The organism is Acinetobacter sp. CY73 (assembly GCF_059515865.1).
In genome coordinates, this window is record NZ_JCAKMZ010000020.1 from 15,461 (window position 1) to 36,504 (window position 21,044).

Annotated in this window: 23 protein-coding genes and 1 pseudogene; 7 read left to right on the forward strand and 17 right to left on the reverse strand. The window is 37.1% G+C overall.

Annotation, left to right across the window (positions count from 1 at the left end):
* Positions 1 to 9: 9 nt before the first annotated feature.
* The 7 genes from AC5YD2_RS10465 to rplM all read right to left on the reverse strand — a co-directional run bounded on the left by AC5YD2_RS10465 (position 10) and on the right by rplM (position 5,021).
* Entirely contained in the window at positions 10 to 966 is a 957-nt protein-coding gene (locus tag AC5YD2_RS10465) for a hypothetical protein (protein ID WP_496126275.1), read from the reverse strand.
* 64 nt (positions 967 to 1,030) lie between these two features.
* The gene (locus AC5YD2_RS10470) at positions 1,031 to 1,390 is read right to left on the reverse strand and encodes a roadblock/LC7 domain-containing protein (protein WP_496126276.1); all 360 of its coding nucleotides are present in this window, start codon (positions 1,388 to 1,390) and stop codon (positions 1,031 to 1,033) included.
* A 460-nt stretch (positions 1,391 to 1,850) separates the two neighbouring features.
* Positions 1,851 to 2,501 carry a hypothetical protein gene (locus AC5YD2_RS10475; protein ID WP_496126277.1) on the reverse strand — a complete coding sequence of 217 codons (651 nt, stop codon included), beginning with the start codon at positions 2,499 to 2,501 and terminating at the stop codon, positions 1,851 to 1,853.
* Between the two features lie 16 nt (positions 2,502 to 2,517).
* Complete coding sequence (locus AC5YD2_RS10480) at positions 2,518 to 2,952, reverse strand: ClpXP protease specificity-enhancing factor (RefSeq protein WP_496126278.1); 435 nt, start codon at positions 2,950 to 2,952, stop codon at positions 2,518 to 2,520.
* A 42-nt stretch (positions 2,953 to 2,994) separates the two neighbouring features.
* On the reverse strand, positions 2,995 to 3,648 hold the full coding sequence (locus AC5YD2_RS10485) for a glutathione S-transferase N-terminal domain-containing protein (protein ID WP_496126279.1): 654 nt from the start codon (positions 3,646 to 3,648) through the stop codon (positions 2,995 to 2,997).
* A gap of 545 nt (positions 3,649 to 4,193) precedes the next feature.
* Positions 4,194 to 4,580: a 30S ribosomal protein S9 gene (gene rpsI / locus AC5YD2_RS10490; RefSeq protein ID WP_004647927.1), complete on the reverse strand. Its 387-nt coding sequence runs from the start codon at positions 4,578 to 4,580 to the stop codon at positions 4,194 to 4,196.
* Positions 4,581 to 4,592: 12 nt separating this feature from the next.
* On the reverse strand, positions 4,593 to 5,021 hold the full coding sequence (gene rplM, locus AC5YD2_RS10495; protein ID WP_496126280.1) for a 50S ribosomal protein L13: 429 nt from the start codon (positions 5,019 to 5,021) through the stop codon (positions 4,593 to 4,595).
* A 685-nt stretch (positions 5,022 to 5,706) separates the two neighbouring features.
* On the opposite strand from rplM, the gene pdxA reads away from it, so the two are divergent.
* Genes pdxA through AC5YD2_RS10510 form a run of 3 tightly spaced genes read left to right on the forward strand, consistent with a single transcriptional unit; the run spans position 5,707 to position 8,384 of the window.
* Complete coding sequence (gene pdxA, locus AC5YD2_RS10500; RefSeq protein WP_496126281.1) at positions 5,707 to 6,675, forward strand: 4-hydroxythreonine-4-phosphate dehydrogenase PdxA; 969 nt, start codon at positions 5,707 to 5,709, stop codon at positions 6,673 to 6,675.
* Positions 6,676 to 6,708: 33 nt separating this feature from the next.
* Positions 6,709 to 7,521: a 16S rRNA (adenine(1518)-N(6)/adenine(1519)-N(6))-dimethyltransferase RsmA gene (gene rsmA, locus AC5YD2_RS10505; RefSeq protein ID WP_496126282.1), complete on the forward strand. Its 813-nt coding sequence runs from the start codon at positions 6,709 to 6,711 to the stop codon at positions 7,519 to 7,521.
* 2 nt (positions 7,522 to 7,523) lie between these two features.
* Positions 7,524 to 8,384 carry a symmetrical bis(5'-nucleosyl)-tetraphosphatase gene (locus AC5YD2_RS10510; RefSeq protein WP_496126283.1) on the forward strand — a complete coding sequence of 287 codons (861 nt, stop codon included), beginning with the start codon at positions 7,524 to 7,526 and terminating at the stop codon, positions 8,382 to 8,384.
* 87 nt (positions 8,385 to 8,471) lie between these two features.
* Here the strand turns inward: AC5YD2_RS10510 and AC5YD2_RS10515 are convergent, their stop codons facing one another.
* From AC5YD2_RS10515 to AC5YD2_RS10540, 6 genes and pseudogenes are all read right to left on the reverse strand, one after another.
* Positions 8,472 to 8,915, reverse strand: coding sequence for a DUF2147 domain-containing protein (locus AC5YD2_RS10515; protein ID WP_496126284.1), 444 nt, complete (start codon positions 8,913 to 8,915; stop codon positions 8,472 to 8,474).
* Positions 8,916 to 9,081: 166 nt separating this feature from the next.
* Positions 9,082 to 9,530: pseudogene (locus tag AC5YD2_RS10520) on the reverse strand (DUF2147 domain-containing protein).
* Positions 9,531 to 9,619: 89 nt separating this feature from the next.
* Positions 9,620 to 10,294 carry an LrgB family protein gene (locus tag AC5YD2_RS10525; RefSeq protein ID WP_496126285.1) on the reverse strand — a complete coding sequence of 225 codons (675 nt, stop codon included), beginning with the start codon at positions 10,292 to 10,294 and terminating at the stop codon, positions 9,620 to 9,622.
* A 9-nt stretch (positions 10,295 to 10,303) separates the two neighbouring features.
* Complete coding sequence (locus tag AC5YD2_RS10530) at positions 10,304 to 10,675, reverse strand: hypothetical protein (protein ID WP_496126322.1); 372 nt, start codon at positions 10,673 to 10,675, stop codon at positions 10,304 to 10,306.
* A 59-nt stretch (positions 10,676 to 10,734) separates the two neighbouring features.
* On the reverse strand, positions 10,735 to 12,066 hold the full coding sequence (gene hflX / locus AC5YD2_RS10535) for a ribosome rescue GTPase HflX (protein WP_496126286.1): 1,332 nt from the start codon (positions 12,064 to 12,066) through the stop codon (positions 10,735 to 10,737).
* Between the two features lie 69 nt (positions 12,067 to 12,135).
* On the reverse strand, positions 12,136 to 12,273 hold the full coding sequence (locus AC5YD2_RS10540; protein ID WP_496126287.1) for a hypothetical protein: 138 nt from the start codon (positions 12,271 to 12,273) through the stop codon (positions 12,136 to 12,138).
* Positions 12,274 to 12,467: 194 nt separating this feature from the next.
* Between AC5YD2_RS10540 and AC5YD2_RS10545 the strand changes: the two genes are divergently transcribed.
* Positions 12,468 to 13,265, forward strand: a complete 798-nt coding sequence (locus AC5YD2_RS10545) for a lysophospholipid acyltransferase family protein (protein ID WP_496126288.1) — start codon at positions 12,468 to 12,470, stop codon at positions 13,263 to 13,265.
* 200 nt (positions 13,266 to 13,465) lie between these two features.
* Here AC5YD2_RS10545 and AC5YD2_RS10550 read toward each other — a convergent pair whose 3' ends face one another.
* A complete protein-coding gene (locus AC5YD2_RS10550; protein WP_496126323.1) occupies positions 13,466 to 15,091 on the reverse strand; it encodes a phospholipase D family protein in 1,626 nt (541 codons plus the stop codon).
* Between the two features lie 93 nt (positions 15,092 to 15,184).
* Between AC5YD2_RS10550 and AC5YD2_RS10555 the strand changes: the two genes are divergently transcribed.
* The gene (locus tag AC5YD2_RS10555) at positions 15,185 to 16,222 is read left to right on the forward strand and encodes a metallophosphoesterase (RefSeq protein WP_496126289.1); all 1,038 of its coding nucleotides are present in this window, start codon (positions 15,185 to 15,187) and stop codon (positions 16,220 to 16,222) included.
* Between the two features lie 68 nt (positions 16,223 to 16,290).
* Here AC5YD2_RS10555 and AC5YD2_RS10560 read toward each other — a convergent pair whose 3' ends face one another.
* The 3 genes from AC5YD2_RS10560 to trhA all read right to left on the reverse strand — a co-directional run bounded on the left by AC5YD2_RS10560 (position 16,291) and on the right by trhA (position 19,161).
* Positions 16,291 to 16,914: a hypothetical protein gene (locus AC5YD2_RS10560; protein ID WP_496126290.1), complete on the reverse strand. Its 624-nt coding sequence runs from the start codon at positions 16,912 to 16,914 to the stop codon at positions 16,291 to 16,293.
* Between the two features lie 140 nt (positions 16,915 to 17,054).
* Entirely contained in the window at positions 17,055 to 18,368 is a 1,314-nt protein-coding gene (locus AC5YD2_RS10565) for an MFS transporter (protein WP_496126291.1), read from the reverse strand.
* Positions 18,369 to 18,510: 142 nt separating this feature from the next.
* A complete protein-coding gene (gene trhA, locus AC5YD2_RS10570; protein WP_496126292.1) occupies positions 18,511 to 19,161 on the reverse strand; it encodes a PAQR family membrane homeostasis protein TrhA in 651 nt (216 codons plus the stop codon).
* Between the two features lie 103 nt (positions 19,162 to 19,264).
* Between trhA and AC5YD2_RS10575 the strand changes: the two genes are divergently transcribed.
* Both AC5YD2_RS10575 and AC5YD2_RS10580 read left to right on the forward strand, forming a co-directional pair.
* Positions 19,265 to 20,482: a class I SAM-dependent methyltransferase gene (locus AC5YD2_RS10575; protein ID WP_496126293.1), complete on the forward strand. Its 1,218-nt coding sequence runs from the start codon at positions 19,265 to 19,267 to the stop codon at positions 20,480 to 20,482.
* Positions 20,483 to 20,588: 106 nt separating this feature from the next.
* Positions 20,589 to 21,029 (forward strand): GNAT family N-acetyltransferase, encoded by a 441-nt coding sequence (locus AC5YD2_RS10580; protein WP_496126294.1) that lies wholly within the window; start codon positions 20,589 to 20,591, stop codon positions 21,027 to 21,029.
* The last annotated feature ends 15 nt before the right edge of the window (positions 21,030 to 21,044 follow it).

Genomic DNA, 21,044 nt, shown 5'->3' on the forward strand with positions numbered 1-21,044 from the left:
AACCTTCTGCTAAAAACCAAATTTTCGTTTAAGTTTTTTAAAAAAACTGAGTGTGGAACTTTGTTCCTCTATAGCCACTGCTGTGTTTAAGTCGACACCAAATTTGGCATTTTTTGCTGAAATGGGTTCAATATTATGAATAGCTTGGTTGGCGGCAATATATTTTTGAACAATGTAAACAGGAATGTCTAATTTCTCAGAAACATCTGAAATTTGAGCGCCTATCATAAATGCTGCTGATAATTGAAGAATAGGTTTTGTTTCGGAAAATAAAGGCTGAGACCAATATTTAATTTTAAAATAAGCCGATACTTCAGGCAATTCTAAAAGATAATTTGAGCTATAAATCAGTTCAAAGACCCAGTTTTCTAAATTGACTTGATGCTTGCGTGATATTTGCATTAAATCCGCTGTCACAGCATCATTGTAATGAATAGACGGATCTGATCTTGGAATTTTGCGCAACAGGTAAGGCCATGCAGCATGTGCATGGTGATCAATCACAGCGACAATACCATTTTGATCTCTTAAAGTAAGCTTATGGCAGTACTCAGAGTAGAGACCGTTAAAAAAATGATATGTTTTTAAAGGTATATTGGACTCAATTTTTTCAATTGCAGGTTGTGTCACGTTATATTTAAAATTAATACACTTTTGAATTAGGGTATTTATGGGTGTGTCATCATTTAAGGATATAGAGAATAAGTTGGGGTCAGCATGATTTTTATCGATACTTTTAATAGTGATTTTTAAAAAAGGGATTTTTCTTTCGGTAATAATTTTTTGAATATGTTTACTTTCAAAAAAAGCATCATTAATCAAAATGCAATCTAAATTAGAATCATTGAGGGTTGTCCAGTTCATATTAATAGAATTTGGAGCATTTTTTATTATTCTTTTTTTTATTTCATCAATGGTTATTGAGCCCAACCCAGATATTGCAATATTGATAACTTTGTTGTTCATTTTAACTCTTTCATAATAGGTGAGTAAAAAGCCCATTTACTCAATATAAATGGGCAATTTAGAATTATGAAAAATCTAATTCATTTTCGAAGCTTTTTAACTCATGGCGTGCCATAGCTAAATTAGATTTACTACGATCTAATACTAGATATAAGAAAATATTTTCATTTTTCTCTAAAGGACGAATAAGGTGATACTGTTTACCTAAAGTAATCAAGATATCTTCAATTGAATCATTTAGGTTTAATGCTTTCGCTACTTTTCGTTTTGCGCGAACAACTTCAGTATTACCCGCAGCTGCAAGTTCTAGGTCAATGCCACTACCACCTTGAACTGCTAGTGCTAATCCACTTTCCCCGTCAACTAATGCTGCTGCACAAAATCCATCGATTGATTCTAGTGATTGTAAAGTAACTTTAGCCATAATCTATTTCTCTCTTAATATTTGTATTCGATTATCATTGAGTACCAGTAAATAATCTTAATTAAATTAATCTTAATCATAGTATTTAAACTGGTCTACTGAGTATAAATAATGATAATAAAAAATCAACAATACATAATAACAATTTGTTTGGCTAAGCATGTGAAATAAGTTTGTGTTTTAATTTATTATGTGACTTTAATCACAAATATTACTAAATTTTCATGTTTAATCTATTTTTTTAATATTTAAAAATTTTTAATTTTAGTTGTAGAGTAATTATTTTTTATCTTATTTGAATAATTTTTTATGTCTAAATTATTTTTAGTAATCATTGTGTTTACTTAATCTTAATATTAAAAGATATTTATTATTTTTATATGAAGATTAAAAGCTTGATTCAATAAAAAATGCCTAATTATAAATTAGGCATTAAATATGTCACAACTAAGGTATAGGATTAAGCCAATACCGTTTGTAAAGCACAGTAAAGAATGGCTAAAACAAAAATCGCAACGGCAGGTTCTACAATTTTTGACCAAGTAGGCACTGGTGTAACTACAGGTTCAGCAACTTCATGTGAATCATTATGTACGTGACTAACCATTTCATTAAACTCCTTCATCGTTTGATCTAATGATATCTCGTCTTCAATGATCGGTTGAGAGCCAATTAACTCATTTAGTTCATTTGTTGACCAAACCCAATCCTTTGCTAGACCAGATAGGTGCTCGATCTGACCGAATAGCAACTCACGCATGCCAGACTGTTTATAATTGCCTGTTTCGTCCAGCTGTTTTAGCTCTGACAGTTGGAAGCTAAGAATTTCGCTTGTTGCTTGCTCAAGTTCAGGTTTTGCAAGTTCAGATTGATTTTGCTTAGAAGTGGTTAAGTGTCGAGACACTTCTTGAACATATAATGGGTCTTGAGAATGAATTTCTTGATAAATTTTATCTTCATCTTTGCGCCAAAGACTAATTAACCGTCCTAAACTTAATGCATTAATTTCATTGAGATAATGGCAACGCTGTTCTGCTGAATACTGGCTCAGAAGCTGAGGCTTTTGACTCTTAATCTGCTCAGCAAAATATTGTACTAAATCAAAAGCCATCAATTTCTCCTATTATTTAGTCTAAAATCCTTAGACTTGGTTTTTTCTTCGGTGTTTCTATTTGTTCAATTTCGTTATGATTTGATTCTACTTGATTTTCAGTCACTTGTGCATTGGAATATTCTTCAGGATCGAAGAACAATCCTTGACCATTTTCTTTTGCATACAAACCTAAAACGGCATTGAATGGCACATAAATATCTCGAGATACACCACCAAAACGTGCTGAGAAGGTTACAGCATCATTACTCATATTAAGCTTATGTACTGCATGTGGAACAATATTCAGTACAATTTGCCCATCTTGAATGAACTGCGTTGGAACCTCTGTAAATGGCTGGGTTGCATCGACAAGCATATAAGGGGTTAAGTTGTTATCGCAGATCCATTCGTATATTGCTCTAGCAAGGTATGGACGTGTCGGTGTTAAATTCAATTCTTGTTCAGACATGAGAGATGACCCATAAAATTTGCTAATCTAAGCTTAATGGTACTATTGTTGACTTAGATATGCACTATAGCGATTCTTTTCCTGCAATGTTAAAGACTTTGAGAATTCTGGACGATTAAAGATACGTTGGCAATATAAATGGATTGGGCGACATTGCTGTTTAGGGAGTTCTATACCCATTAAACCCAGTCTTAAAAAAATCGGTGCGAGCATACAATCCAAAATAGAAAATTGCTCCGACATAAAGTAAGGATAATGTTGAAATAGTGGCGTTAAAGAAATTAAAGTATCTTTGAGTTGTTTTTGCGCTTTTTTCTTTTGTTCTGGATTTAAAGTATCGGCATGACAAAGCATGACATCTGCGAGCTTTAACCAATCTTGCTCAAAGCGCCAAATATATTGTCTTTGTTCCGCACGAGGCGCTGGAGCATCCGCATAGAGTTTATTTTGACGATATCGATCATCTAAATACTCAGAAATAATACTCGTATTAAATAGTTTTAAATCATTTTCCAAAAGCATGGGCAGGCGATTATAGGGGTTGAGCGTGGCCAGATCTTCATCTTGATCATCGGCGATAATTAAATGATGTTTAATTTGTTTTTCTGCAAGAAGGAAGCGAATCCAGTGAGAGCGAAAGTCATCTGCATGGCTATACAGTGTAATACCTTGAAGCGGAGTATTCTCAACAGACATAAAAACAAGCAAGCTAAAGTGAATCAGATAGGATACTAAACTTAGACAATAAAATCACGGAGACTTTGCGATCATTCAATTCTCATTTATGGACAATTGATCTAATTAGGAAGATATGCGTTATACATATTTAAAAATAAATTTAGTATACGTGATTGTTCAATATTTCTTGTTTGTACTATTTCCTTACAAACTTCGATATCAAGGTACCTCAAATCTTTCTATACACGAGAGATTTCTTGATGCGATTTGGTATTTGTTATTCTTGAAACTTTCCTATTTCCTACTTTTTTACACAGTGATTGTTTTTCTGATTCCTGTCTATCTTTATGTCTTTGAATATCTATTGTTTAAAAAAATAAATGAAAAGCATCAAGTTAAGGCGATTTATTTTTTAATAGTTTCGCTTATAGCAAGTGATGTTATTCGATGGCTGATTATGGATTTAATCAGACATTATTGATTTAAGTGTTATTAAATAAAATAGAGCTACATAAAAAAACCTCGGCATAAGCCGAGGTTTTTTGTCCGATTCGGTAAACGAATTAACGTTTAGAGAACTGAGGACGTTTACGAGCTTTACGTAAACCAAGTTTCTTACGTTCAACTTCACGAGCATCACGAGTAACGAAACCAGCTTGACGAAGAGCAGGTTTTAAAGTTTCGTCAGAAGCGATCAATGCACGAGTAATACCGTGACGGATAGCGCCTGCTTGACCACCAATACCACCACCAGCAACAGTGATGTAAAGGTCAAATTTCTCAGTAACTTCAAGAAGTTCTAATGGTTGACGAACTACCATACGAGCAGTTTCACGACCAAAGTACTGTTCAAGAGTACGGTTGTTGATTACGAGTTTACCAGTACCAGCTGATAGGAAAACACGTGCAGTTGCGGTCTTACGGCGACCTGTACCATAGTTAGTAGCCATGTGCTGTATCCCTTAGATGTCCAAAACTTGTGGCTGTTGAGCAGTATGTGGATGCTCAGTACCAGCGTACACTTTCATTTTTTTGATCATTGCATAACCAAGAGGACCTTTAGGTAACATACCTTTAACAGCTTTTTCTAAAACTGTTTCAGGTTTGTGAGCGATTAACTTTTCAAAGTTAGTCTCACGGATACCACCAGGGAAACCAGTATGGCGATAGTATTTCTTATCTTGTGACTTCTTACCAGTCACAGTGATTTCTTCAGCATTGATAACAACGATATAGTCGCCTGTGTCAACGTGAGGAGTATAAGAAGTTTTATGCTTACCGCGTAAACGACGAGCGATTTCAGTCGCAAGACGACCTAAAGTTTTGCCAGAAGCATCAACAACGTACCAGTCGTGTTGAACTTCAGCTGGCTTAGCGCTGAGAGTTTTCATTAACCACTACCTATTATAGTTGGTTTGGACGGTGGAATCTGTCCAAACAAAAAGGAGTGCGAATTCTAAAGGAAAACCAATAGATCCACAATCGAAATATAAAATTTCAAGCGCTGTATTTTAATTGAATTCGTCCGCAATTGAAAGCGTTTAAAAGATAATCGAAGATTAATTTTGATCTTTAATTTTATAATGTGACTTACATCTCATTTGGGTGGGTGATTTATTTTTTCGTTATTGCGATATTTTTAATATAATCTTTATAAATCATATATTTAATTTGTTTGTTTGTCTAAATTTGTTTTTTGATTCGAGTGTTTGTTTTATAACCTAGATACATTGAAATGATTATATCTACTCAAAGAAATAAAATAACAAGGAAATAGTCAATTATTTTAAATATTACTTTTTTGATGTACAAAGGAATCTTTTAATCTGTTTATAAGCTACCGAAAATGAAAACAAAATTATTATTTTAAAGAAGTTCTGTTTTATCAAAGATGAATTGAATTGGTCGTTGAAGTAATGAATAAAGTTAAATTTGATAAACCCTATTTTTGATTGAACATCGGTACTGAATTTATGCAATTTGTTTTAGCTTAGAGTCAGTCAGTCTTGAAATCAGTTCAGTTCATTATTTTAATGCTGTGTATAATTATAGATATTGCATTTTTGAAGATGAGTCATGCTTCCTTTTTATGTCACAAGTGGTGAACCTGCCGGTATTGGGCCGGATATCTGTTTGAGTTTGGCTGAACGTGTGGACGAGCGTCCGATTGTTGTTTTAGCTGATCTAGAGATGCTGAACGCACGAGCCAAAGCGATGAATATGGACGTGGAATTGATTCCTTTTAACGGACAGCAACAATCTTCATTACAAGGTCAATTGTATGTGGAGCATGTGCCGTTAGCTCAAGATGTGGTTTTGGGGGAATTGAATCCTCAGAATTCAGCTTATGTACTGGAACAATTAAGACGATCAGCAGACTATGCAATATCAGGTCAAAGTGTAGGTGTGGCAACAGCACCTGTGCAAAAATCAGTAATCAATGATGCGGGTATTCATTTCAGCGGACATACTGAATATTACCAAGAATACGCGGGCGTGGATCGTGTGGTCATGATGCTTGCAACCAAAACGTTAAGAGTTGCATTAGCCACGACACATTTGGCGCTTCGTGATGTACCGGATGCTATTACTACAGAACGTTTACATCAAGTGATTGATATTTTAATTCGTGATTTAAAAACAAAATTTAAAATTGAACAGCCGAATATTTTGGTCTGTGGTTTAAACCCACATGCAGGAGAAGATGGCTATTTGGGTATGGAAGAAATTGAAGTGATCAATCCGGTACTGGAGAGTTACCGTGCTCAGGGTGTAAAGATGAGCTTGAGTTTACCCGCAGACACCTTATTTACTGCTGATAATTTAAAAGATGCAGATGCAGTTTTAGCGATGTATCACGATCAGGGTTTACCTGTGTTAAAATCGCAAGGATTCGGGGAAGCTATTAATATTACCTTAGGTTTACCCTTTATTCGAACATCAGTTGATCATGGTACAGCACTCTCCCTTGCAGGCACTGGACGCGCGAAAAGTTCAAGTTTGCACGTTGCTGTTGATTTAGCACTAGATTTAGCACGTCACTGATTCAGTATCACTTATTCACGTTGGAAATGTTTTATGTATCAAATTAATGCCTTAAACCCAAAAGAAGAAGGGCATCAGGCTCGAAAACGATTTGGTCAAAACTTTTTGCATGACCAACGTGTTATCGCAAAAATTGTGCGTTCGGTAAACCCACGTCCAGGCGATAATGTGTTGGAAATTGGTCCCGGTTTGGCTGCATTAACCTCACCGTTAATTGGTGAATGTGATGCCTTGACTGTGGTCGAACTTGATCGTGACTTAGCAGCAGGCTTACCAGGTCGTGTACCACATCCTGAGCGATTAACCATTATTGAGGCGGATGCTTTACGCTTTGATTATTCAACTTTATTTGAAGATGGTCGCCCTCTACGTGTAGTCGGTAACTTACCCTACAATATTTCAACGCCATTGTTATTCCATCTCTTGGAATTTGGTGGTCAAGTGAAAGACATGCATTTTATGCTTCAAAAAGAAGTGGTTGATCGTATTACTGCAGAACCAAACACCAAAGAATATGGTCGTTTGTCTGTGATGATTCAATATTTTTGTAAGCCAACGTTCTTGTTTGAAGTGCCGCCAGGTTCATTTAATCCACCACCAAAAGTAACTTCAGCGGTTTTCCGTTTAGAACCTTATGCGGATAAACCCATTGTTGCTAAGAATGAAAAAGCATTGGCGCGTTTAGTTTCACATGTATTTACGCAACGCCGTAAAACACTTCGTAACAGTTTAAAAGGCATGTTGGCAGAAGATGGATTTGAGAAAGCAGGTGTTGATCCAATGGCACGTCCGGAAACGTTGTCATTAGCACAATTTGTGGCTTTATCTGACAATATGGTAGGTTAATCATGCAACGCTCCAATATTCGTTATAACTATGTGATTGGTGATGTTCAAGGCTGTTTTGAAGCATTGAAAGCATTATTAAAAGAAATTAAATTTGACCCAGATCAAGATTTTATTTGGTTTGCAGGAGATTTGGTTGCACGTGGTGAAAACTCAATTGGAGCGTTACGTTTTATCAAAAAATTGGTTGACTCAGGTGTTGCGGCAACGGTACTGGGTAATCATGATTTAAATCTACTGGCTGTTGCTCGTGGTATTAAAGAGCCCAAAGATAAAGACAATACGCGTGATGTGATTGATGCCATTGATAGTGATGATTTAATCGATTGGTTACGTAAACAACCGTTATGCCTATTTCCGAATGAGCACACGATTTTGACCCATTCAGGAATACCGTGTATTTGGACTGCTGAACAAACGGCTACTTTAGCGAAAGAAGTTGAGGCAATCATTTCAAATGACGATTTTGATTTAGTCGATGCTTTCTTAACAGACATGTACGGTAAAAAACCAAGTTTATGGTCAGATGATCTGGAAGGAAATGCTCGCTTAAGATGTATTACGAACTATCTGACACGAATGCGTTTGACTACTGCATCTGGCGAGTTGGAATTTAGCTTTAAAGATTCTTTAGATGATCCAATGCCACAAGGATTTAAACCTTGGTTTGAATTTGAATCAGAAGCGACACAAACGCATCAAGTGATATTCGGGCATTGGGCAGCATTACAAGGTAAATCGATTTCAGACAAAATCCAAAATGTGGATGGTGGTTGTGTCTGGGGGCATCAGCTATTGGCGTATCGTTTAGAAGATCAAAAAATGTTTGCTGTGGATAATCCAGTATCGGCTTACCAGTCATGATTGATTATTAAGTATTAACATGATTTTTTATAAATGATGGATTAAGAAAGCCACGGCATGTGGCTTTTTTGTTTATACATGCAAAAATTATTGCGCACGAATCCAAGTTTGACTACGTCCAATTGCAGATACTCCCACATATCCACGCATTTGTAATCGTTTACCATTCGCACTCAACTTCGCACTCATAGAGTAAATTTTACCGCTTAATGGATCTAAAATTTTGCCACCTTTATACTGATTTCCTTTGTCAAACTTAAGTCCAGTCAGCACATCTAGACCTAAGATCGGTTTGTTGGTATAGGGCGCTGGACAATTTACACAGGTTTCTTTAGGTGTATAGCCTGGTATAGGCGTAATTTTAATGATTTTAGCGTTAAAGGTATTATTTTGATCTTTTCTGATCTCAAGTATAGCTTTAGAGGCCCCAGTTTTATCATCGACACTGTGCCATAACCCAGAGATATCTTGAGCAAAAATTTGAGTGGAAAAGAGTATTCCTGTTACAGCGAATAATATTTTTTTTGTCATTTCAGTTCCATTGATTAGAGCATTGAAATTATTCAGAAATCGTAATTCACTAGAGTAAAAACTCAAGAATTTTCTTAAAATAATAGATAATTTGATGGTTTACAAGTCTCTAAATCATAAACCCCAATATTGAGGTCTATTTTGAGATGTACTTAACATTTTTTGTTTAATTGAGCCGAATCCACGTTTGGCTTGTTCCGAGACTGGAAACTCCTACACAGGCACAAAGTGTTAATCATTTACCAGATTGATTTAATTTAGCTTTTATTGAATATAGCTTCCCCGACAAAGGGTCAATGATTTTGCCACCATCAAAGTGATTCGCTTGTTTAGATTCCACTCAGCCTTGAATCAGATCTAAACCCAAAATAGGTCTATTGGTAAAAGGTGCTGGCAGCTTTTACAAACTTGGTGAAGAGTATAACCAGCGCGAGGTGTGAGTTTGATGACTTTAGCCGTATAACTCGCGTTTGCTTCTTTACAGTTTTGAATGATGGTCTTGGGAGTGCCAGATCGATCATCGATCTATTGCCATGTACCTGTAATATCATCCGCAATGACGATATTACTCAGTAATGTAAAAGGGATTGCTAAGAGAAATTTGCTGAATCCCATATAAATGACCCAAGAACCTGTGAATAAATTTGGCACAGCATCTTAAGTTGGAAAAATTAACTAATTAATCACCTGAACAGTCTATTAAGTCACATGTTGTTCAAAAAACTAATAAAGAGTGGTAGCCATATCGCGGTGAAGACGGCATTTACCGCCATACCAAAAGCCGCGTAACGACCTGCCACACTTCCACGTTGCCATGCTTGTGCTGTACCAATCGCATGTGCTGCTAGACCCAATGCTAAGCCTGAAGCGCGTTCGTCATTAATATGTCTTAAGAGCAAAGGTGAAAAAGCTGAACCGATCACACCTGAAAGAATCACAATTAAAATCACGAGACTGATTGGTGCATGCAATAAAGTCGCGATATTGATTGCAATAGGGGTGGTGACGGCACGTGTGGCAAAAGCCATAATAGTTGAATCAGCCATATGGAATAAGTAAGCCAGTCCCATCGGTAAGGCAACGGCGCTGATACTTGCAAAGATTAAAATACCCAGAATTCCTTTTAAAGGAAGGTCATCGTAACGCATTGCTGCAAGTGGAATGGCCAAGGCGACAGTCACGTATCCAAGTAAATGATTAAATAATGGATTGACATCTTTCATGTAGTTTTCGTATGGAATCCCTACAAGGAGTAAGAAGCAAATGACGAAGAACATACCAAAAACAATGACAGGAATTTGTGGGATTTTTCTATTGCACGGTTTAGCCAGCATATAGGCAACGAAGGTCAATGCAAATGCGAACATAATACTGAGCATGATTTTCCCCTATAACCAACGTTTAGCCATTTTGGCGTAAATCCAAAGTGGAAGCAGAGTGCTCACACACAATACAACGAGTAATAACGGGATCTCTTTACCCATGTAAACCAGCATAATGAGAGAACCTGCGCTGATGGGTAGAAAAGCAAAAGCACTTTCCTTCATCAATTTATTGTTTACATCGACCATCCGTGGTGGAATTTTTTTGAATTTACGCCATGTGAACAGAACAACCAATAAACTCAATAGTCCAATCAGATTACCCAGTTCAGGTTTGCCAAACTGAGTTGCAATCCACACGGCGGCTTCACGGAAGCCTACAATTAAAACTAAGGTGCCGATCCACGCTGGCCAATCTATTTCTTTCATCCATTGCATCATTATTAATCTACTGGTTTGTTCATTTTTTATGTTTAACTATTCACGTTTTAACTCATTTAACCTTTAATTTCAAACTCTTCTAAAACTCTTTTAAATTGTTGCGCTTTTTCACCTAAAATTTCATCGATTGGTAAATGTGCTTGTTTAATCAGTTGTTCGAGTTTATGAGGTGCCATGCAAACCTTTAAAATCAAGTTGCCTTCTTCGTCATGACTTTCAGATTGAATCACATTCAATGCATAGAGTTGAGTTCTGAGCTTGCCATAAGCGGGTTTAAGCAATATTTCAAAAGTCTGTAATTGTCCCATAAGACATTCTTGTACAGCTTGTTTGAGTAGATCTAAGCCTTGACTTGCATGTGCAGAAACATACACACGATCAGGTAAATGTGGCTCCGCATAAATAATCTTGGCATCTTCGCCTGTTTGATCAATTTTGTTATAAACACGTAGAATTGGAACTTGAGTGCCGATTTCCTTGAGTACTTTTTCTACCGCTTCAATCTGCTCTAATTTTTCAGGACTACTTGAATCAATCACGTGTAAGAGTAGGGTGGCTTCTAAGGTCTCTTCGAGCGTTGCTTTAAACGACTCAACTAGCGCATGTGCCAAGTTACGTACGAAGCCCACGGTATCTGCAAGAACCAATGTTCCAATGCCATCCCAGTTTAAACGACGTAAGGTCGGATCGAGTGTGGCAAAAAGTTGATCAGCAGCATACACATCACTTTCAGCCAAAATATTGAACAGTGTCGATTTACCCGCATTGGTATAGCCCACCAATGAAACCGTAGGAATCGATGCTTTTTGGCGAGCACCACGTCCTTGAATCCGGGTTTGACGGACCTTTTCAAGTTTCTCTTTTAATTGGCTAATACGAAGTCTAAGCAAACGACGATCCGTTTCAAGTTGAGTTTCACCAGGGCCACGAAGACCGATACCGCCTTTTTGACCATCGAGTCCCATACGGCCACCCACCAATCGGGATGCTAAATGATCGAGTTGGGCAAGTTCCACTTGAAGCTTACCTTCATGCGTACGTGCACGTTGCGCGAAGATATCTAAGATCAAACGAGTACGATCAATCACGCGGCATTGAATGACTCGTTCAAGATTTCGTTCCTGTGAAGGCGTGAGAGAATGATCGAAAATGACAATATCTGCTTCTAGTTCTTTTACGCGTTCAGCAATTTCTTCTGCCTTACCTGAACCAATAAAATATTTAGAGTCCGGTTTAATTCTTTGAGCTTGAATGTGGTCAAGAATATCTGCACCGGCTGATTTTGCCAGTAAACGAAATTCTTCTTGATCAAGATCTTCAAGGATCTGAACTGCGACACTAATGAGGACAACACGTTCGTTACCTTGACGTTGCTCAAAATCTTCCACTAAGTCCCTACTCCATACTTAAAATTCTATTTTAGAGTAAAAATCATGAAGAATGGGAAATAGATGGTTTTAGAGCGCTATTCCATGAAATATGGCAATAAACAATAACATCACTGCAAATAAACCACCCACCATTGCTGTAATCGCCAATAGAGCATGATGGATCGGCATTAACCACTGTTCTGAACTCGGTTGCGGATGCTTCATAAATTTCAATCAATCTAAATAAACGATAAATTTATGATATTAAATTTAATACATAGATTGAAATTGAATTTTTTGATCTTTGTATCTGGTTTTTATAATCAATGCATGTCCAGTTTAAAAGGTATAGAATATTTGAAAATAAACGATCAGAAGCTTCCGCTGATTTACTATGCGACAAATTGATGACTGAAATAATGCCTAAGAAGTTAAATATATTTTCTAAAACAATGCTGTATTCTCGAAAAATTACTGCAGGTTCTGCAGCAATGATTGAAGGGTTTTATTTGATTTTTAGGCATCAAATGTATAAAGAGCCTAATAATCCCCAAAACACACGTTATGTTCAACATTTTTGTCGCCGTTTGATCAATGTATTCAATATCCAAGTACAAGTGCATGGTGAGATCCCACGACAGCCTGCATTATGGGTGAGTAATCATATTTCGTGGTTGGATATTCCTGTTTTGGGTTCAGGGGCACGGGTTTTCTTTTTAGCCAAGGCTGAAATTGAAAATTGGCCGATCTTTGGCAAATTGGCGAAAGGTGGCGGAACTTTATTTATTCAGCGTGGATCTGGGGATTCAATTCGAATTAAAGAGCAGATCACAGAATTTTTAAAACAAGATATTCCGGTATTATTTTTCCCAGAAGCGACCACGACCGATGGAACTAAAGTAAAAAAAGTGCATGGTCGTTTGTTGGGGGCTGCGATTGATGCTCAGCGCCCCATCCAAATTTGTTTAATTTGTTATGTGAATAAACAGGGTGAATTGGATAACGTTGCACCCTATATCGGTCATATTAGTTTTACTGAACATGTCACACGTGTTTTAAAAATGCCCAAAGTCATTGCACATTTAAAAACACTTCCTCAAATTGATGTGGCTGGTCATACGGTGCAAAGTTTGACCCAAGAAGTGCAAGAGCGAATGCAGCAAGGCTTGGAACAACTTCAGCAAGAAGTCTTGCTACAAAATCCGAAAGCGTCTTAAAAGCAGCAAACATTTATACCAATGCTAGGGGATTAAAAGCGTTGAGAACAGGCTTGGATGTTTTTGCTACAACGCTAGTAAAGATGAAGTCGGTTCTCGAAGCGATTACGATCACACTAAATTGCACTTGATCATTTTTTAATAGGCTGGGAAGCTCTTTTTCTTCATTAATTCAATTGATGAGGATCAAGAGACAGTGATTACATAAAACCTTCTATAGGCAACCATGAAATCATTTTAACGCCTGCTCGTTGCCACCATTTCATTTTAGGTTCTTTTGTTAAGGTTTGAGTTCCTTCAGGTGTTTGCTGTAACCAATTGATCTTTTGATTGGGATCTAAAACCAGTTTATAAGCATACTTCTGTAAGTTACTATCCATTGTACGATGAACTGCATCTGCTAAATTTTTACTGTTTAAAATCACACCAATTTCAGTATTTAAATTAGCTGAACGTGGATCGAAATTAAAAGAGCCAATAAAAACTTGTTTATCATCAAGCGCCATTAATTTGGCATGTAAGCTGGAACGACTTAATCCCTTTAAACTCACTTTAAGCTGTTTCGATATTTCCTTATTATTTTTATTTTGAAACTCTTCGGGCATAGCGGGCAAAAACTCGTAAAGTTCTACCCCATTTTTCAACAGATCTTCACGATATTTACCATAAAAAGCATGTACCAAGAAAACGTCATTGGCTTTATAAGAATTGGTGAGTACTCGAACCTGAACACCACTTTGCGCAAGTTTACTTAGTCGCTCTTCGCCTTTTTTCTCAGGAACGAAATAAGCTGAAATAATATCTACACTCTCTTCAGGCTTTTCAAGGCGTTCAACAAGTTGAAAATTAAGATGTTGTTCTTTTTTTGCCTTAGCTTTGATCTTATCAGGTGAGTCTTTAATGACTTGAGCTTTTACCCAATCCAGTTTAATCCCTGAATTTAACCATTGATCAAAATCATGGGTTCGATTGCTGAGATCAAGATAATTTTGAATCGATTTCTCTTCATAATGTGTCTTGAGCTGTTGTTTAAGTCCTTCATAACGTAATGTGTATTGCTGATGATTCACAATATTACGTACAGGATAAGCATAATTGTGGTTCCAGTACTCATCGAAAGAATGAGTGATTTCCTCGACAGCTTGACCGACCAACATCACATCTACATCTGAGAACTGATAATTATCACTAACGTTATAATATTGATTACTCATATTACGACCACCAATTAAGGTGATTTGGTTATCAGCGGTAAACGTTTTATTGTGCATTCTACGGTTAATGCGTTTTAAGTCGATGATCATTTCGACTGGACGTAAACGTCTTAAACGATAGGGATTAAAGAGTTTTACGTCAATATTTTGATGTTGATCGAGCGCAAGATAGATGGCTTCCATGGCTTTGGCATTGTTATCATCCATCAGTAAACGAACTTTTACTCCACGATCCGCGGCTTGGATAATTTTGTAGAGTGCAAGGGAACCAATCGTGTCGTTATCCCAAATATAATATTGTAAATCTAAGGTTTTCTCGGCTTTATCAATCAATTGCAGCCTTGAAGCAATGGCTTCTAAGGGTTCATATAAGATGTGATAGCCTGTTAAATCTGGATTTTGTGCTTTGAGTGGAGTGATGATTTTAGACAACGTTGTATCATTTGTATTGGTATCAAAAGCGTATTGTGCAGGAATAATTTGTTGTTTGGGAAGCGTCGTACATGCGGGTAAGCCGACCACTAAGCAAGAACTTAGAATCAAAATCGAGCGATAGTGAGGCTTAGATTTTGGTATGAATTGAATCTGATTCTTGTTTATGGTTTGCATAATGTATTCGGTGAACTCGCTAGGCTAGAGTATAATTCTCTCAAATCAGAAGATAAATGCGCCGAACATGCTCGTCGTCGCGTTAAGAGATAATATATGTGGACAACAAATACCATTTTAATGGGTTTTTATATCATTTTTGCTATCTTGGCTGTGTGGGGAGTCGCGCAAGCTTGGATTAGTCAATCACGTACAGAAACGATTCACCCATTTAAAGCCTTTGTGCATTTGTTGGCATTTTACCTTTCTTATTTATTATTTCCATTGTTCTTTTTTAGTATTTTTGCAGGATGGATGGAAATTTTCTCTTTGCATCAAAGCATTTTTTCATTTTTACTTTCTACTCTATTGATCTATGCACGTTTTATCGAACCGCATATGGTGAAAATCAATCATGTGCAGTACCAGCTCTCAAATCCTGATATAGAAAATAATTTAACCTCTCCTCAACATGTAAAAAAACCAGTCAAAGTAGCGCTCATTGCGGATTTACATATTGGTCTTTTTTCTGGACATGAGCGTCAGTTAAAAATTATCGTTGAGAAAATTAATCAGCAAAAACCCGATTTTGTCGTGGTGGCGGGGGATTGGACCTACGAACCTGAAAACAAATTGGCAGATGAATTAACTATTTTGAAAGGAATTCAAGCACCGGTTTATTCTGTGAATGGAAACCATGATGAACAATATCCTGGACCACCGATTCAAGCATTACTCAAGCATGCACTTGAAGTGAATGATGTGATGGATATCGAAGGGAAGATAGTTGAATTTGATGATTTTCGTTTAATTGGCGTTGGTGATCTGTGGGCTGGTAAGGCTGATATGCGTTATATGCCAGATTTACCACAGGATAAACCATGGCTGATTCTTTCTCATAATCCAGATACTGTGGATATGGTGCCTAAACTGCCGACTCGACCATTGATGCTCTCTGGTCATACTCACGGTGGACAGGTTGAATTGCCTTGGTTGACCAATTATGTGATGCGTAAAGTCTCTATCTTAGGACATAAGCGCGGTTTGTATCAGCATGAAAATGCCGATGTCTTTGTATCGGTTGGAACAGGAATGGTCGGTGTTCCATTTCGTTTTCGGGTACCACCCATGATTGATATTATTGAGATTCATTAATTCAAGTTTGGCTTTCTAACGCATTTCCAATCCATTCTGAATGATCATAAGGCTCTACAGATCATGTATTAGCCTTGAAGAACATAAGATGCTATTGCAACACCCAGCAATACTACAATCAGCAGAATCATGAGTTTGGGAATACCACTTTTTTGCCTTAGATCTTCAACACCTTTAGAGGCTTGATGAGGTGATGCATGAGAAAACATTTTCAACCGAGCGTAAGCTTGAGGTGATGTAGTGTTTGCATCAGATTTTGAGCATTCATTACTATCAGATTGCATAGCATTTAAAAAATCATGTTTGCTCGAATATTGTGTACCACGTCCAAATTTATGCATAGCCTGCTGCCATAAAGGATGAAACTCATCAATTTCAACTTCCATACCATTGTCATATTTTATAAAAACTTGCCGAGTTGAGTAATGACTGATAATGGAAGACATAGATGTGCTATCAGCATTATTTCCAACTTCACTTTCTTGATCGGCGTTGAGTTTATTTCTGTTATGAGAGATATTCATCAAATTCGGATCAGCATTTGGATTTTCAATCAAATGGTCAACCAGCTCTTTTGCTTCTCTTAAACTATAATCTGTATTTTCTACTAAAAAATTTACAGCCTCGACACTCCTGTTGTCTTCAATCAGATTTAAGACTTTATCAATTTCTTCTATGGATATCTGAGACATAATTTATTTCACAGTACATATGTTTTAATTATATCTTAATAATATAATGCACTTTTAATATAAGTTTTATGTAATTCATGTATTAAATCTAGACATTAAAAAGCCGGCATTTGAGCCGGCTTTTGTTTAAATCTAAAAGATTAGATTTGGCTATTTACATCATCATTTTTCGTTTCGCGAATCATTAAGAAAGCAATTAAAGAAAGAATTGATGCTGCAGTTAAGTAATAACCTACTGCAGATAAGCCATATTCCGTTGCGAGTTTAGTTGCAATCAATGGCGCAAAAGACGCACCAAAAATACCAGCCATGTTAAAGGTCAATGCTGAACCTGTATAACGTACTGATGTCGGGAAAATTTCTGACAGTACGGTACCAATTGGACCATAGGTTAAGCCCATGATCGCTAAACCGATACAGAGGAACAAGAACACAATCAGTGTGCTACCCGATTCCAGCATATCTGCAAAGAAGATACCGAAAATTGCAGAAACGACACATACACCAATAGAGGTTGCACGGCGACCAAACTTTTCAGCGAGTACCGCAGAAAGTGGAATGAAGGCTGCAAAACAAAGCGTTGCTACAAGCTGTAATTGAAGGAATTCTTCACGGCTATAGCCCAGTTGTTTTGTACCCCATTGTAATGCAAATACGGTCGTTAAATAGAATACAACGAATGTACAAATTGCCGCGATTGTACCCAATACCAACATGCGAGAATGCTTTTTAAATACTTCAACAAAAGGAACATTTACTTCTTTTTGTTTATCTAAAACATTTTGGAATGCAGGTGTTTCATGCAACTTCAAACGAATCCATAAACCTACGATGACCAATAATGCACTTGAGATAAACGGAATACGCCAGCCCCATTGCATAAACGCTTCTTCAGTCATAAATGCGCCAAGCGTTAAGAATGAACCTGTCGCCAAGATGAAGCCAATCGGTGCACCCAACTGCGGGAACATGCCGTACCAAGCGCGTTTACCTTCAGGGGCATTTTCAGTTGCTAAAAGTACTGCACCTGACCATTCACCACCTAAACCTAAGCCTTGACCCAAACGACAAAGTGCAAGGAGTAATGGAGCAACGATACCAATTTGTGCATACGTTGGGAGTAAACCAATGGCTACGGTCGATAAACCCATTGTTAATAAAGCCGCTACGAGCGTTGCTTTACGACCAATACGGTCACCGAGATGTCCAAATAGAGCTGCGCCAATTGGGCGTGCAATGAACGCAATCGCAAAAGTGGCTAAAGATTGAATTGTTGCAGTCATTGGGTCTGTACTTGCAGGGAAAAACAAGTAAGGGAAAATAATGACTGCTGCTGTCGCATAGATGTAAAAATCGAAGAATTCGATTGTTGTACCCACGAGACTTGCAGTTAATACGCGTGTTTTAGAGTTTGCGGGTTGAGTTTGTTCTGCCGCTGAATTTGATGACGCCATGAGAAACCTTACACTTCATAAAAATAAAAGAACTTAGTTTTAAAAGCGTAATCTTTTTAAAAAAGGCGTAATTTTTTAAAAAAATACGAAATACCGAATTTTTCCACTGATTTAGGGTTGCTAAAGATGTGGTCAATGACGGTTATAGCACGTAAAGATAAATTGCGAGGAAATGTGATCCTGCACCGATCAATACAAAAATATGCCAGATAGCGTGGGTATATCTTACATTTTTTAACACATAAAACAATGCGCCGATCGTGTAAGCAAGTCCACCTGCAATGAGAAGGATTAAACTTTGATCACTTAAAAAGCGTTGCATATCATCAATTACCAATAAAGCCAGCCATCCCATCACCAAATAGGCCGCCAGAGAAATTTTTTGGAAACGATGAATAAAAACCAGTTTGAATAGTGTACCAATCAATGCAATCACCCACAGTGCAATCAGTAAATACTTGGCTTTGTCTGTTGGTAAAGCAATAGCGAGAAAGGGGGTATATGTTCCAGCAATCAAATAATAAATAGCCGTATGGTCTAATTTCTTATACCAATAGCGTTTTGTTTCATCAGTTGAAAAATGATAAATCGCTGAACTCGAGAACAATAAAATTAAACTGAAAGCATAAACGCATAAACCAATAAATTGACCTGTGGGTAAATAACTGCCTTTCATCAACATAAAAATACTGGCGATGAAAGCGAGTACAGCACCAACCGCATGACTAAATGCATTGATTTTTTCTTCTACAGGATCGTAACTTTGAGTTTTTGGAATTTTGGCTTGGGCCATGATGATATGTATTCGTTAAAAGGTACATTTCTATCATAATCAAGTTTTACCTTTAAAGTAAGACGCTTTAAAATAGAGGACTAGATCGATTTGAGTTTTAACTATGTCCCATGTGGCTTTCTCCTTTATTCAGGAACAAGAGTTTTTAGATGCAACGTTGCAAGCCATTGATACGCATAAAATTGATCGTGTAATTTTAAGTCAATATAAAGGTGAATTGGTTGATTTAGAGAAGATTACGCTACGTCTGATTCAGCTTCAAAATGAAACTGTGTTAAATGCAGTGTATCGATATAAGACGCAAGATATCACCAAGAACTATACAATCAGTGAGGCTGAAACAGTCATTTCAGCGTTGATTCAACAATGTAAACAAGCAAATCTGTTTACGGATGCTGAAGAAATTCAACTGAAGAAAAACAAGAAAAAAGCCATGCTGACTCAAAGCCAAACTCAAACAACAAAGAAAGTTGACAGCGCTCAAGGTCATGACCGAGCAAAACATCGATTTGTTGATCAGAATAGTTTGTTCTTACAACATCTTGGAATCACTGATGCGAAGGCACAAATCATTCCAAGTATGGCGCGTAAGTGGAAACAAATTAATAAATTTGTTGAAATATTTTCAGGTGCTTTAGAGCAAATTAATCATCAGGATCGCTCTTTGAATATAGTTGATTTTGGATCCGGCAAAGGGTATCTCACCTGTGCCTTATATGATTATATCAATCAGCATTTTCAAACGCCTAAAGTGACAGGGGTTGAGTTGAACCCGAAAATGGTCGAGTTTTGTCAGAACATTGCACAGGCTTCAAACTTTAGCCAATTGGATTTTTTCCAAGGCGATGTACGTACCTATGAACCAGAACATTTGGATGTGATGATTGCACTACATGCCTGTGATGTGGCGACGGATTTTGCAATTCATACGGGGATTCGATTGGGTGCTCAAGTGATTATGTGCGCGCCTTGTTGTCACAAAGAGTTGCGACCACAGTTACAAAGCCCAAAAGTCATTCAGCCGATGTTACAGTTTGGCATACATGCAGGTCAGCAAGCTGAAATGCTGACAGATACCATTCGCGCATTACTGTTGAAAGCCTATGGTTATGAAACCAAAGTGTTTGAATTTGTCGCTTTAGAACATACCAGTAAAAATAAAATGATTTTGGCGACCAAACGTAAAGATTTTTTTGAGCCTGATGTAGAGGTGATCGCTCAAATTCAAGATCTGAAGAAGATGTATGGGATCCAAAAACATTCGCTGGAATTACTGCTGAATAATCAATGGGATCAAAAAAATATTGGTGAGAAGTGTTAATCATCTTTAAGAGTAGTTCCTACTGCTTTTTTAATATGTTTGTCTAATCAGAAAACATTAATTAAGCAATAAGAAACTTCGGTCATAGGAACATTAGGGGATAGCAATGAGTGAATACATCATCAAAAGTGGCTCTTGGGCTGAATTAAAACGCGATGCAGCACAGATTCGCCGTAAAGTTTTTATCCAAGAACAATCTATTCCTGAACAAGATGAATGGGATGATCAAGATGCTGTTTCACTTCATTTTGTTGTTTATGACCTCAATCATGAGCAGAGCCAACCCGTTGCTACAGCACGATTATTAGAAAATAATAGCATCGGGCGTGTTGCAGTTCTAAAGGCATATCGGGGTAGAGGAATAGGTCAATTGATCATGCAACAGATCATTGAATATGCTCAAACTGAAAAGCGTCAATGTTTGAAACTGTCCTCTCAAGTTCATGCCATTCCTTTTTATGAAACGCTGGGCTTTAGAATCAAAGGCGAGGAGTATTTAGATTGTGGAATTCCACATATTGATATGTATTTAGAAGGACATAGCTGAAACTAAATTTTATTA